At 57.5% G+C, this 12,953-nt stretch carries 12 protein-coding genes; 11 read left to right on the top strand and 1 reads right to left on the bottom strand.

Features of this window, described 5'->3' with window-relative positions:
- A partial coding sequence (locus BC443_RS11840; RefSeq protein ID WP_139284305.1) for a TRAP transporter large permease subunit occupies nt 1-313 on the top strand: 313 nt, incomplete at its 5' end.
- Between the two features lies 1 nt (nt 314).
- On the opposite strand, the gene BC443_RS11835 is transcribed toward BC443_RS11840, so the two are convergent.
- Nucleotides 315-1,316, bottom strand: coding sequence for a LacI family DNA-binding transcriptional regulator (locus tag BC443_RS11835; protein WP_071232051.1), 1,002 nt, complete (start codon nt 1,314-1,316; stop codon nt 315-317).
- A gap of 261 nt (nt 1,317-1,577) precedes the next feature.
- On the opposite strand from BC443_RS11835, the gene BC443_RS11830 reads away from it, so the two are divergent.
- The 10 genes from BC443_RS11830 (at nt 1,578) to BC443_RS11785 (ending at nt 12,312) form a co-directional block, all read left to right on the top strand.
- Nucleotides 1,578-2,663: a Gfo/Idh/MocA family oxidoreductase gene (locus BC443_RS11830; protein WP_071232050.1), complete on the top strand. Its 1,086-nt coding sequence runs from the start codon at nt 1,578-1,580 to the stop codon at nt 2,661-2,663.
- A gap of 68 nt (nt 2,664-2,731) precedes the next feature.
- Complete coding sequence (locus BC443_RS11825) at nt 2,732-3,646, top strand: sugar phosphate isomerase/epimerase (RefSeq protein ID WP_071232049.1); 915 nt, start codon at nt 2,732-2,734, stop codon at nt 3,644-3,646.
- A 69-nt stretch (nt 3,647-3,715) separates the two neighbouring features.
- Nucleotides 3,716-4,894, top strand: a complete 1,179-nt coding sequence (locus BC443_RS11820; RefSeq protein WP_071232048.1) for an aldose 1-epimerase family protein — start codon at nt 3,716-3,718, stop codon at nt 4,892-4,894.
- A complete protein-coding gene (locus BC443_RS11815; RefSeq protein ID WP_071232047.1) occupies nt 4,891-5,670 on the top strand; it encodes an SDR family oxidoreductase in 780 nt (259 codons plus the stop codon). The genes BC443_RS11820 and BC443_RS11815 overlap by 4 nt, the downstream gene beginning before the upstream one ends.
- A gap of 14 nt (nt 5,671-5,684) precedes the next feature.
- Entirely contained in the window at nt 5,685-6,875 is a 1,191-nt protein-coding gene (locus BC443_RS11810) for a CoA transferase (RefSeq protein ID WP_071232046.1), read from the top strand.
- Nucleotides 6,872-7,993 (top strand): extracellular solute-binding protein, encoded by a 1,122-nt coding sequence (locus BC443_RS11805; protein ID WP_071232045.1) that lies wholly within the window; start codon nt 6,872-6,874, stop codon nt 7,991-7,993. The genes BC443_RS11810 and BC443_RS11805 overlap by 4 nt, the downstream gene beginning before the upstream one ends.
- 13 nt (nt 7,994-8,006) lie before the next feature.
- Nucleotides 8,007-8,774: an enoyl-CoA hydratase/isomerase family protein gene (locus BC443_RS11800; RefSeq protein ID WP_071232044.1), complete on the top strand. Its 768-nt coding sequence runs from the start codon at nt 8,007-8,009 to the stop codon at nt 8,772-8,774.
- A gap of 5 nt (nt 8,775-8,779) precedes the next feature.
- On the top strand, nt 8,780-9,730 hold the full coding sequence (locus BC443_RS11795; RefSeq protein ID WP_071232043.1) for an ABC transporter permease: 951 nt from the start codon (nt 8,780-8,782) through the stop codon (nt 9,728-9,730).
- Nucleotides 9,731-9,772: 42 nt separating this feature from the next.
- Complete coding sequence (locus BC443_RS11790) at nt 9,773-10,747, top strand: substrate-binding domain-containing protein (protein ID WP_083387369.1); 975 nt, start codon at nt 9,773-9,775, stop codon at nt 10,745-10,747.
- Nucleotides 10,744-12,312 carry a sugar ABC transporter ATP-binding protein gene (locus tag BC443_RS11785; protein ID WP_083387368.1) on the top strand — a complete coding sequence of 523 codons (1,569 nt, stop codon included), beginning with the start codon at nt 10,744-10,746 and terminating at the stop codon, nt 12,310-12,312. The genes BC443_RS11790 and BC443_RS11785 overlap by 4 nt, the downstream gene beginning before the upstream one ends.
- Nucleotides 12,313-12,953: the final 641 nt, after the last annotated feature.

Below are 12,953 nucleotides of genomic sequence, written 5' to 3'. Positions count from 1 at the left end.
GCTGCTGATCCTCGGCATGTTCCTGGAAGGCAACGCGATTCTGATCGTGCTTTCGCCATTGCTGGCTCCCGTGGCGGCCCAGTTCGGCATCGACCCGGTGCACTTCGGTATCGTCTTCATCCTCAACGCCTCGATCGGCACCATCACGCCACCGTTGGGCACGGTGATGTTCACGACCTGCAGCATCACTGGCGTCTCGATCGGGGCTTTCATTCGCGCGATCACGCCTTACTGGCTGTTGCTGGTCGCCCTGTTGCTGGTGGTGACCTTCGTGCCGGCGATCTCGTTGACGCTGCCAAATTGGGTGTTCTAGTTCAAACGACTGGAATGTTCTCGCGAAACACGACCTGTAGACGCGGTGGATAAGATGGTTCACGAGACCCCCTAATCGCCGACGCCAATAACTTGATGGCTTCGCGGGCCTCGACTCTGGGGTTCTGGTCGATCACTGCATCGAGCGTACGATCCAGCAACATACCCTTGGTGGCTTCAGTCAAGTCGTGGGCAATGAATACCGGACTCGCGCCAGCTTCACGCAATGCACGCCCGATTCCCTGGTTGCCCGCACCAATGTTGTATATGGCAGCCGGTGGCTTATTCGTCAGCAAGCGTTGAGTCTCCTCGTAGGCTCGCTCACGATCATCGTTGACCTGGACAATATTACGAATGCGCAGATTGGGATAATCCTGGGACAGGATCGAACGAAATCCCATCTCGCGCTCTTCATGGCCTCGATAGGAAGCGAAGCCGATAAAGACAGCAACATCGTGTTCGCAATCTTCGCGCAAGAATCGACCGATCAGCAATCCGGCCAGACGCCCGGCTGCTCGATTATCGATTCCCACATAGCCAATCTTGTTGAGTGACGGTAAGTCCGAAACCAACGTTGCTACATGGATGCCGCCGTTCGCCAGACGATTGACCGCTTCGCGTATCAAAGGGTGGTCCGGCATGACAATGGCCACGGCATTGGTATGTCCTTCCAACTCCAACAGCCGTTCGGCCAGACGCTCCGCATTGAAACCTTCATAGAGATGCAAGCGAGGCTTGATGCCAGCATACCCTTTGGCTTCCTCGACAATATACTTGCGCAGCAACAGCATGAAGGTATTGCCCCCTGCCGGCAGCAAGAAATCCATTGTCACTTCCGGGGAACCATAATCCGTAACGGGACCGAAATAGCCCAACTCATGCGCGGTTTGCAAAATGGCATCGCGAGTACGCGAACGAACGCCAGCGCGGTTGTTGAGTACTCGGTCAACGGTAGCCGGTGAATAACCGGATATTTCTGCAATCTGACTGATGGTCGTGCGCACAAAAGCCCCTCCTTAGCACACCATCAAAATACATCACTAAATTTGAAAAGACGACATTCTGTTTAAAATTTGCTCAGTTAATCCTTAAGTATAACCATAATGACGTTAAATGATGTTGAATGATGGAAAAACACGTTTGATTAAACATCATTAATAATCAAACCTGTTTAGGCATCATTCACTTCGCTCGACATCTGTCGTTCGATCAACGCTGCTCGCCGGGGACTGGATGCATCGGTTCCTGCTTTCGAGAGGCTAACGATGACTGAACTCGCTCTCCAACCGGACCCTGAAATCCGAGTCCGCAATTATCGTATAGGTTGTATCGGCGCCGGCATGATCATGGCCGAGTGCCATTTGGCAGCCTATCGAGAAGCCGGCTTTCCCGTCTGTGCAATCGCCTCACGTACCCGTGCCAATGCCGAGAAAGTGGCACAGCGCTGGTCGATCGATAAAGTTCACGATACCCCACAGGCATTGATCGACGATCCGCAGGTGCAGATTCTGGACATCGCTTATCCTCCTGACCAGCAACCCGCGTTGATACGTGCAGCCCTGCGCGCGCCGCACATCAAAGCAATTCTGGTGCAAAAACCTCTGGCATTGACACTGGAGGAAGCACGGCAACTGCGCGATGAAGCGATCGCTGTCGGCAAACCGATATCTGTCAATCAGAACATGCGCTACGACCAGTCCATTCGATCGCTATCGCAATTGCTGCATGCCGGCGTGCTAGGCGAACCGATATTCGCACAGATCGATATGCACGCCATTCCTCATTGGCAAGGTTTCCTGAGTACTTACGATCGCCTGACGCTGGCCAACATGAGCGTTCACCACCTGGATGCTCTGCGCTTTTTATTCGGTGAGCCACTGGACGTAACCAGCGTGACTCGCCGCGACCCACGCACCGAGTTCGAACATCAAGACGGCATCGTGGCCACGACGTTGCGGTTTCCATCAGGCCTGCTGGCGCTTTCTCTGGAAGACGTCTGGTCGGGGCCACGTGATGATGACTATCAAGATGATCAACACATCCATTGGCGAGTCGAAGGCACGCAGGGTGTAGCCCAAGGCTCCATCGGCTGGCCAATGGGAGCTGCATCCACACTACGCTATGCCAGCCGCACGCATACCGGCGGAAAGTGGGTAACGCCGAGTTGGCGGACCATGTGGTTCCCTCATGCCTTTATTGGCGTTATGGAGCAATTGCAGTTCGCCGTACATAGCAACACCGAACCGGTACTCAATGTCGCCGACACGGTGCGCACCATGGCCCTGGTGGAGGCCGCCTATGAATCCATCGATGCACGCCGGACAGTGCATTTTGCCGACTTCGTCGATTAGCCCTATCGAACACGAGCCTTTCGACGCAAGCCATGCTGGACCAATAAGAACAGACAGGAGACGCCATCATGATGCAGACCGGAATCTTTTCTGGCTATTTTCCCTACGAACTGGAAAAAACCGCCAAGGTGATCCGCAGCCACAATTTCAATACCGTGCAACTAGACATGCACTTCAAGGATATGGATCTCTCGGCGGGCCAGATCACCCGAGCAAAATGCGATCTCATTCGAGATACTTTCCGAGACAACCACCTGCCTATCTGTGCGATCTCCGCCTACACCAACATCGTCCACCCGGATAGCGGCGAGCGGCAGTCGCGTAACGCCCTGCTCAAGGAGATTCTCGCCAATGCCCGCCATCTGGGTACACCCTACGTCATCTCGGAAACCGGCACCTTCAACCCGGACAGTGACTGGGTGCACCATCCCAAGAACAAAACCGAGGAGGGATGGGCCGATTGCCGCGCCGTGATCGCCGAGTTGGCCCAACATGCTTACGACCACGGCGCCGTGTTCCTGCTGGAGACCTATGTCAACAATGTGGTCGGATCGGTCGAGGAGACCTTACGCATGTTCGCCGAGGTGGATCATCCTGGCCTGGGGCTGCTGATGGACCCCACCAACTATTTCGAAGCGCACAACATCGACAAGATGGATGCGACCCTGAACCACGTGTTTGACGCCCTCTCGGACAAGATATGCATTGCTCACGCCAAGGATGTGAAACGCTCAGGCGATGACAAGACCGAGAAACACTTCGACATCGGTGACGATAGCGCGGCGGAGAGTCATACCTTTCGAGGCGTGGGGGAAATCGAGTTGCCTGCCCCTGGGCTCGGCGAGCTGAATTACGACCTCTATCTACAGCGTCTGGCCCGCAAGCATCCCAACATTCCAATCATCATCGAACACCTGGACGAGAGCGACGTGCCCCGGGCCAAGCGCTTCCTGGAAGGAAAGTTGCGCACCAACGGCGTCTAGTCCTCGCCTTTCTAACAACCCTTCTTAAATTGTGAGGCGCCGCTTCAGGCGGCGTCCAAAGGACACCTCATGCCTGAAATTTACGGTCAATCACTCAGTCGCCACGACCTGGAGGCACGCACCGGCGATCTCGGTCAGTTTGCCGGTGTGCGGCTGATGTGTCTGGAAAACGGCGTGGAGCGCGGCATCCGACTGCTCGAGTTCCGTTCCGGCACCGGGCTCCGCTTCAGCGTACTCGTGGACCGTGCCATGGACATCGCGGACTGTGAATATCGGGGCCATGCCATTGGCTGGCACTCACCTTCCGGCTTTCGTCATCCGGGCCTGCATGAATACGAGGGCGAAGGTGGACTTGGCTGGATGCGCTCGTTCTCCGGCCTCATGATCACATGCGGCCTGGACCACATCCTGTTCATGTATGACGCACCAACAAACGACTACGTTTATGCCCCCCGCCAGGTCGCAAAGCAATCGCTGCACGGGCGCGCCGGCACTATACCCGCTCACCTCATCGGTTATGGAGAGCGCTGGGAGGGCGACACCTGCATATTGTGGGCAGAAGGCATCATTCGCCAGGGAACCGTTTTCGGCGAACACCTGGAACTGCATCGACGCATCGAGATCGAGGTCGGTAGTAATGACATAACGCTCAACGACCGAGTGGTCAATCGTGGCTTTTATCGCACACCGCACATGCTCTGTTACCACATTAATCTTGGCTACCCGCTGCTCGATGAAGGTAGCCGCTATCTGGCTCCGATTCGTGACGTGGTGTGGGCCGCCCATGCCGAAAACTATCGCGATCAGAACGTAGGCTACCGCGAGCTTCCCGAACCACAACGTCGCTTCCACGAACAGGTCTGGGAGCACGAAATGGGGGCCGACGATGATGGCCAGGTACCGTCCGCCTTGGTCAATGACCGTCTCGGCCTGGGACTGTGCGTGACCACTCGCAAAGCGCAGTTTCCCTGTCAGTTCCAGTGGCAGAACTTTCAGGCTGGCCAATATGCCATGGGCATCGAGCCCGCGACACACCACGTTCTCGGCCAGGGCGAGGCACGCGAGCGGGGAGAAATGATCTGGCTGGAACATGGCGATGAGCGCTGCTACCAGACACGCTTCAGCGTGCTCGACGGCGAGGAGGCCATCGCCCGTTGCGAACGACACATTACCGCTATCGCTCGACAACCCGCCGAGAATTTCCCCGCGCCGTCCGGAGAATTCCGTCGCCTTGGAGGCCGCTCATGACGCCATCGCTGCCCCTTATCGAACGTTTCTCCCTGGCCGGAAAGCGCATCCTGTATACCGGTGCCGCCGGCGGTCTGGGCCATGAAACGACGTTGGAAATGCTGGCCATGGGCGCGGAGGTCATTGCCATCGACAACGCCCCCGACAAGGCCGCGAAACTGCACGCGGCGGTCCCCGACGCCCATCGCAAGCGACTTAAGCTGCTGGAAATCGACTTGGCCGATCACGCGAACCTGTCCCGTCGCTTGCAAGAGCTAGTACAGGATCGAGCGCTGGATATCGTGATCAACAACGCCGCCATCTACCCCAGCAAGCCCTTCGAGGATTATAGCCTTGAGGAAATGCGCACAGTGCACGCCGTCAATGTGGAATCGGCTCTGGTCTGCACTCAGGCCGCCTTGCCCGGCATGCGTACACAAGGTTGGGGACGCATCATCAACGTATCCTCGATCACGCTTTCGGGTGGATGGGAGCATCTCTCTCCCTATGTACAGTCGAAGGGAGCGCTGGTTGGTCTGACCCGAGCCTGGGCTCGCGAATTCGGCAAGTGGGGAATCACCTGTAACGCCATTTCTCCAGGTGCCTTTCCCACCGATGCGGAAAAGATTCACCCCGATCCGGAGCAGTACAACCGGTTCGTGCTCGATCACCAAGCGATCAAGCGACGCGGCAATGCCACGGATATCGCCGCAGCAATCGTGTTCCTCGCCTCCGACGCCTCGGCTTTCGTTACCGGTCAGACCCTGCCGGTAGACGGTGGCTGGGTAATGAACTGACAGGACTCGCAACGATGACAATATTGAACGGCTACAAAGTGCTCGACTGCTCCATCGCCATGGCCGGTCCTTTTGCGGCTCAGCGGCTCGGTGATCTGGGTGCTGATGTGGTCAAGATCGAACCGGTGAACGGCGAGTGGCAACGACATATGCCGGCAGGTGGTGCCAATGGCAATCGCATCAACGTTTCGTTCCTTTCATTGAACCGCAACAAGCGCTCCCTAGCGGTCAACCTGAAAAGCGAACCCGGCCGCGAGATCATTCGGCGTCTAGTAGCCGAGGCAGATGTCTTCATCCAGAACTACCGACCCGGCGTGGCCCAACGGCTGGGTGTCGACTACGAAAGCCTCGCGGAGATCAACCCGAGCCTGATCTACGTTTCCATGTCAGGTTTCGGTGAGGATGGTCCCTACGCACGCCGCCCTGGCCAGGACCTACTGCTACAAGCCATGTCCGGCGCCATGCTCTCCAGCGGTCGAGAAGGCGAAGCACCGCAGCCCGCCGGACAGTACCTCGTCGATGCAGTCACCGCATACACCGCCTTCGAAGGCGTACTTGCCGCCCTGTTGCACCGTGAACGCACCGGCGAGGGGCAGAAAGTGGAAGTCAACATGCTCGACGCCATCACCACCCTGCAGATGCAGGAGCTATCGGTGTTTACCGTAGCGGGCAAACCTCAGCAGCGCAGCGCCGAGCCTCACGGACATGTCTACATCCGCTCACCCTACGGTGTATTCGCTACCCGTGACGGCTTCATCGCTCTGGCCATGCCCGACCTGAAACAACTGAGCGCAGCGCTTGAGCAGCCCCAATTGGCGGAGATGGACGACGAGCAGGATGGCTGGAATAACCGCGACCAGCTGTTTCGACTGGTACGTGAAGCGCTGCCCATCCGGGATACCGAGGAGTGGATGGCCCGCTTCGAGGAACATGGCATCTGGGCCGCTCCGGTGTACGGATACGCCGATCTCGTATCCGACCCGCAAATCGCTCATAACGCCACGTTCGTCGAATACGACCATCCAACCGAGGGTCGAGTGAAAACGCCGGGCTTCCCCATCCGCTTTAGCAAAACGCCGAGTCGCATCGCACGTGGCGCACCGCTGGCCGGTGAACATAGCGAAGAAATCCTGCGCGAAGCCGGCTTCAGTGATGCAGACATAACCGCCTTCGGCGACGCCATCCTGCGCGGGGAGCGGCCATGAGCGCAAGCTTCACCGGGCTGACCTGGGACCACCCACGGGGTTTTCAGGCCCTCGAGGCGGCAGCCCGAGCCAAAGGCCCGGTCCGCTGGGATACCCATTCCCTGGAGGGCTTCGAGTCAGCCCCTATCGCGGACCTGTGCGAACGCTACGACCTCATAGTGTTAGATCATCCTCATCTCGGCGAAGCCGTCAGTTCGGCATGCCTGATACCGCTCGATCAAATACTGGAAAGAGAGGACCTTCAGCGGATCGCTGCCGCATCGGCAGGGCCCAGCTATGCCAGTTACCAGTACCAAGGCCGTCAATGGGCGCTACCGCTGGATGCCGCCACGCAAGTCATGGCGGTCCGCACAGACCTGATGACCATGCCCGTTCCCGATACATGGGAACAGATAATCGAACTATCGCAGACGCACGGCGGTGTGGCTCTGTCTCTGGCTGGTCCCCACGCCCTGCTTTCATTTCTCTCCACCGCGGCCGCTCTCGATCCGAAGATCGATCTGCGTGAAGGTGACCAATGGATCGATGCCGCAGTCTCCCGTGAGGCCTTCAAGATCCTGTCGACACTCGCGCCCCGTGTGCCACCGGCAACGCGCTCGCTCAATCCCATCGGCTTGCTGGAGCTCATGACCACGAGCGACGACGTGCGCCTGTGTCCGCTGGTTTATGGCTATGTCAACTATGCCAACCCCGCCCTGCCGAGACCGTTGGACTTCTTCGATGCACCGTCGCTGTCCCCGGGTGGCTCGCCGGGCTCGATCCTGGGCGGCACCGGCATCGCCATCTCGAGTCACTGCAAGGTTAACGATGAATTGCGTGATCATCTGCTCTGGCTACTCAGCGAAAGTGCCCAGACCGACTTCATCCCCAGGCATGCCGGGCAGCCAAGCATCCTGGCAAGTTGGCGCGATCCGCAATTGAACCAGCGTTGGAACGGCTTTTATGCCAACACGCTACGCACGCTACGTCACGCCAGCATTCGCCCACGTCACAACGGATTCATCGCGTTTCAAACTCAGGCATCGGCACGCCTACGCGAAGGGCTGGAAAACGGGCTATCGGAGCGCCGTCTGGCGCACGATCTCGCAACCCTATTCGACCGTTCACATAAGAATTAAGGGAGAAAAGCAAATGAACCCGCCGCTCACGCTGGAAACCAATGGCCATGTCGCCACGATTACCTATAACCGTCCCGAAAAGCTGAACGCCATGACGCCGGAGATGGCGTCCCTGCTCAAGGACGCGGTCGATTACTGCAACGCGGAAGATAACATCCGAACGGTCATCGTGACCGGAACTGGCAAGGCCTTTTGCGCGGGCTCTGACATTGCGCTTCTGGACACCTACAGCACGCCCTGGGCCTTTCGAAATCGTACCGAGTACTGCGATTTGTTGCGGGCACTGAAAAAGCCTTCCATCGCCGCCATCAACGGTTACGCATTCGGCGGCGGACTGGAGATGGCGATGTCCTGCGATATTCGCCTTGCCGCCGATAGCGCACGTCTGGGGGCACCCGAAATCAAACTCGGCTGGATCGGCGGCGGCGGCATGACGGCCCATCTGGCCCGCTCCATTGGGCCTTCAAACGCTGCACTCATGGTGATGACCGGCGAACCCGTCACCGCACAGCAAGCGCTAACCTGGGGGCTCGTCAGCGAAGTCACGGCACCCGAGACTCTACTTCTCCGTACAGGAGAGATTGCCGAGCAAATCGCCGCACGAGCACCTATCGCAGCGGAAACGGCCAAAGCGAATCTGCACGCCGCCTTCAACATGCCCCTCGAACAAGCGGTCGCCTACGAAAGAGACCTCCAAACCATCTGCTTTGCGACCGCAGACGCAGACGAAGGCCGGGCGGCCTTCGCCGAAAAGCGCAACGCGACTTTCCTGAAACGGTGACGACTATGCTGGCGCAACTCAAGGGCGTAGTGAAACAGCGCGAATTTTCGATCTTCATGATGTTGTTGTTCGTGGCGCTGTATCTAACGTTCGCCAACGACTACTTTTTGTCGCAGCGCAATCTCATGAACGTCGGCCGCCAGGGTGCGGTAGTAGCCATCGTGGCACTCGGCCAGGCGCTCGTGATTATTGCTCGCGGTATCGATCTGTCCGTCGGCTCGATAATCGGTCTATCCGCCGTATGTGCCGCAATCACGCTGGAAGCCACCGGGGTCAACGTGCTGGCGCTAGGCGCAGGGCTGGGAGCCGGCCTGTGTGCAGGCGTACTCAATGGCCTCATGGTGACGCGCTTTCGCATCAATCCGTTCATTGCAACGCTCGGGATGCTATCCGTCGCACGCGGCGTCGCTCTCCTCATGACAGGCGGCATCCCCGTCGCACTGGCGGGTTGGGCGGAAGTACTCGGTTCGGGACGGCTCTGGGACATTCCCATTTCCGTCATCCTGATGGTCGCGCTCGCCATTGTCGTTCACCTGTTTGCTACTCGCAGCGTGACAGGACGCGAGATCTATGCAGTCGGAGACAATCCCAAGGCCGCACGGCTAAGCGGCATAAACACGATACGCATCCGCATGATGGTCTTTGCCTGCAGCGGTCTGCTCGCCGGCCTGGGAGGCATCATTCTCGCCGGCAATCTGGCCAGTGCCGATCCGAATCTGGGCATGGGATACGAACTCGACGTCATTGCGGCCGTCATTCTAGGCGGTACTGCGCTGAGCGGCGGGCGCGGAACCATCGCCGGCGTCTTCATAGGCGCCATGCTCATGGCGCTTCTCAACAACGCCTTCGTTCTGCTGGGTATATCTGCCTACTGGCAGGTCGTGACCAAAGGCCTCGTCATTATCCTTGCTGTTGGAATCGATGGGCTGCAAAGGAGAAACGAAGCCGAAGAGTAAGCCACGCCAATATCACAAGTACCAACGACAAGAGTAACGATTATGAAACTCACTCGCTTCACTACAATCACTACAATATTGATGACTGCGGTGCTTTGGTCCGGTATCGCCAGCGCACAGTCGCTACCCGACGGAGGAACCGTCAAGGCGGTTCAGAAGGCCGATGACGAAGTCCGTATCGCCTTTCTGTCATTCCAGAACAATCCCTTCTGGAAGCCGGTGACGGAAGGCGCGATGGCCGCCAAGCAGTATCTCGCCCCATTCGGTGGATCGCTCGACTACATTGATCTGGGCAATGATCTTTCCGCCGAAGCCGTAGTTTCCGGCATCGAGGCAGCGCTCGCTCAGCAGTATGACGGCATCGTTGTCGTTCCGATCTTCAATGGCACAGCCCGTATCATCAACGAAGCGACCGAGATGGGTGTGCCGGTCTTTTCAATCATTGCGGAAGGTTCTTCGCCCTCGAAACGCCTCGCTTTCATGGGACAGGACGCAACGGCTGCCGGCCAGCAGATCGGCAAGTTCATTGCCGAAAGGATGGACGGCAGCGGCAAGCTGGGTGTCATTACCGGCTATTTCGGCGCAACACAGCATCAGATGCGCATGAATGGTGCGCTCGACTACCTCAAGGACAACGCACCCAATATCGAGATCATCGGCCCGTTCGAGAACCGCGACAAGGCCGAAAACGCCTACTCCATCGTGCAGAACATGTATACAGCCAATCCCGATCTCGAAATGGTCTATGTGACTGCAGGTGGCCCCTATGGGGCAGCCAAGGCAGTGCAGGATCTTGGTCTTACCGGTCAAGTCGGCGTGGTCGGCTTCGATCATACGCCCGACAACATGGCTTATCTGAAAACCGGTGAAATGGTCGGTCTTCTTGACCAGGCCCCCTTCCAGCAGGCTTTCGATAGCTCCGTGATGCTTTTCAACCATCTCGTAGCCGGAACCGAAGTCCCCTCGCAAATCCCGGTACAAGGGAATCTGATCACGCCGGAGGAGGCTGCCGAATGAGTCACAACCCCAGGCAGCCAAATCATGCACGAGATGCCTCCGCTTCGGTCATGCTGCATCTGGATGGGGTCAGCAAGCATTTCGGCCCTGTCAACGTGCTCGAAAACGTGACCCTATCCGTGGCACCGGGTGAAGTGATCGGCCTCCTGGGCGAAAATGGCGCCGGCAAGTCCACGCTGATGAATATCGTGGCGGGAGGTCTGCAGCCCGATGCGGGAGAGATCCTATACAACGGTCGACCCGTGCGATTTTCATCCATTGCCGAGGGCATCTCGGCAGGCATTGCCTTCGTCCATCAGGAACTGTCGGTCGTTGGTGCGCTCAACGTCGCCGAAAATCTCTTTCTCGGCCAGATGCCTAGAACCGCGCTGGGCTTCGTCGACCGTAGAACAATGCGCGCCGAGGCCCGCAAGATGCTGAAGGTGGTCGGTGCGGACGCAATCGACGTCGACACGCCGGTAAGCGGCTTGCGCGCAGGTGAACAGCAGCTTGTCGAAATCGCACGCGCAGCGGCTCGCGAGCCACGCCTTCTGATTCTCGACGAGCCGACTTCATCGCTTACTCCGCATGAAGTCCAAAGCTTTCTGGCCTTCGTACGGCGGGCGCAAGAAGCCGGTACCGCGATTATTTTCATTACGCATCGTCTGGAAGAAGCGCTGTCGATCTGCGATCGACTCCTGGTGCTGCGCAACGGTAACGTTGTCTCCGATCGTCAGCCGGCCGAAACCTCAAAAGACAAGATCATTGCCGACATGACCGGAAAGAGCGCCCTCTTCGAATATCGAAACCGGAAGCGTTCGTTCGATACCGACCCTGTCAGTAATCATGTACTGGAGCTAGCCAGTCTATCGGTAACCAACGTTCTTGATGACATCTCGTTATCCATTCGCGAAGGAGAGATTTTCGGTCTCTTCGGCCTGGTCGGTGCAGGACGCACGGAGTTGCTGGAAACGCTCTGCGGCGCACGCCGGGCCTCGTCCGGCGAGCTGCGCTTCTTCGGCAAGTCCTTCGCGCCACGCTCTCCATCCGAAGCCCTGAAACAGGGAGTCGCGCTGGTACCGGAGGGACGCAAGACAGCAGGAATTCTCCCCCAGCACTGTGTACGTCGAAACGCATCGGCATCGTCTCTGCGCAGTTTCTCACGCCAGGGCATGGTATCTACGACACGTGAGGCACAAGCGGTCGGCCGCCAACTCGCCGCACTCTCGGTACGCATGGAGCATGATCGCCGTCCGATCACCACCCTTTCCGGTGGCAATCAACAAAAGGTGATCTTCGCCCGCGCGCTACTTTCCCACCCCCGACTACTGCTGCTCGACGAGCCTACGCATGGTGTCGATGTCGGTGCCAAGGCCGAGCTCTACGATATCGTTCGCAACGCGGTCGACTCGGGGTTGAGCGTAGTCGTGGCATCATCGGAACTGCCGGAGATCTTCGCACTCTGCGATCGCGTCGGCGTGCTATCGAAAGGCAAATTGGCCGGCGTACTGACGCGAGACGAAATGGACGAAGCGCAAATGCTGCGACTGGCTTTCAGCGCGCATGAAGCGAAACAGCAAGCGTAAAATCAGTAAGGAGATCGTATCGACGACTTAAGGAAAGGCTGTATAAATCCCGCTAATTAAGAAATAGAAATAAGGAAAGTAGCCTATGACGTATGCGAAAAAGAGGATCCGATGAACAGACACAAAAACCGCCTAGTTGGCGGTTTCCTGAAATGACCTAAGTCATTGATATCTTTAAGTTCTGGTGCCGACATCAGGAGTCGAACCCGGGATCTATTGATTACAAGTTAGTTGCGGGTTTTCGGCCGTGCGGCAAAGCCGTTCGGTTCAGCTAACATAAAAGTTGTTACGCCATTCATACAGAAAGTTCTCCCTACACTACATTGGCAATATGAATCATGGCCAACGCCGACATAGATGTCAACCTACTACGATTCATTAAAACAGTCAGGAAGAACTGCCCCTCTCCTCTGCCTCTTGATTCTCAGCGAATATACGGATGGTTCCGTGGCTGTGGCTATCCGCAGGCGATCCACACAAAGCAAGGACCTGCGTTCACCGGCAAGGTGATGGATCATTGGACCTACCGGCACAGCATGTGGAAGCTGAACCAGCGTAACAAACGGCGGTCTCAATGACCAAGTGCAACACGTGAGCCATCAGGTACGGTGTTGCCATGACTTACTGCTATCGCCATCTCT

The organism is Salinicola sp. MIT1003, assembly GCF_001858555.1.
GTDB classification, from domain to species: domain Bacteria; phylum Pseudomonadota; class Gammaproteobacteria; order Pseudomonadales; family Halomonadaceae; genus Salinicola; species Salinicola salarius.
This window is presented reverse-complemented; position numbering and strand designations above follow the sequence as displayed.

What these genes read in the sequence shown, in the direction of transcription:
- BC443_RS11810 (WP_071232046.1), top strand. Translation starts at nt 5,685, where the DNA reads ATGACAATATTGAACGGCTACAAAGTGCTCGACTGCTCCATCGCCATG.
- BC443_RS11830 (WP_071232050.1), top strand. Translation starts at nt 1,578, where the DNA reads ATGACTGAACTCGCTCTCCAACCGGACCCTGAAATCCGAGTCCGCAAT.
- BC443_RS11820 (WP_071232048.1), top strand. Translation starts at nt 3,716, where the DNA reads ATGCCTGAAATTTACGGTCAATCACTCAGTCGCCACGACCTGGAGGCA.
- BC443_RS11785 (WP_083387368.1), top strand. Translation starts at nt 10,744, where the DNA reads ATGAGTCACAACCCCAGGCAGCCAAATCATGCACGAGATGCCTCCGCT.
- BC443_RS11790 (WP_083387369.1), top strand. Translation starts at nt 9,773, where the DNA reads ATGAAACTCACTCGCTTCACTACAATCACTACAATATTGATGACTGCG.
- BC443_RS11800 (WP_071232044.1), top strand. Translation starts at nt 8,007, where the DNA reads ATGAACCCGCCGCTCACGCTGGAAACCAATGGCCATGTCGCCACGATT.
- BC443_RS11825 (WP_071232049.1), top strand. Translation starts at nt 2,732, where the DNA reads ATGATGCAGACCGGAATCTTTTCTGGCTATTTTCCCTACGAACTGGAA.
- BC443_RS11805 (WP_071232045.1), top strand. Translation starts at nt 6,872, where the DNA reads ATGAGCGCAAGCTTCACCGGGCTGACCTGGGACCACCCACGGGGTTTT.
- BC443_RS11815 (WP_071232047.1), top strand. Translation starts at nt 4,891, where the DNA reads ATGACGCCATCGCTGCCCCTTATCGAACGTTTCTCCCTGGCCGGAAAG.
- BC443_RS11795 (WP_071232043.1), top strand. Translation starts at nt 8,780, where the DNA reads ATGCTGGCGCAACTCAAGGGCGTAGTGAAACAGCGCGAATTTTCGATC.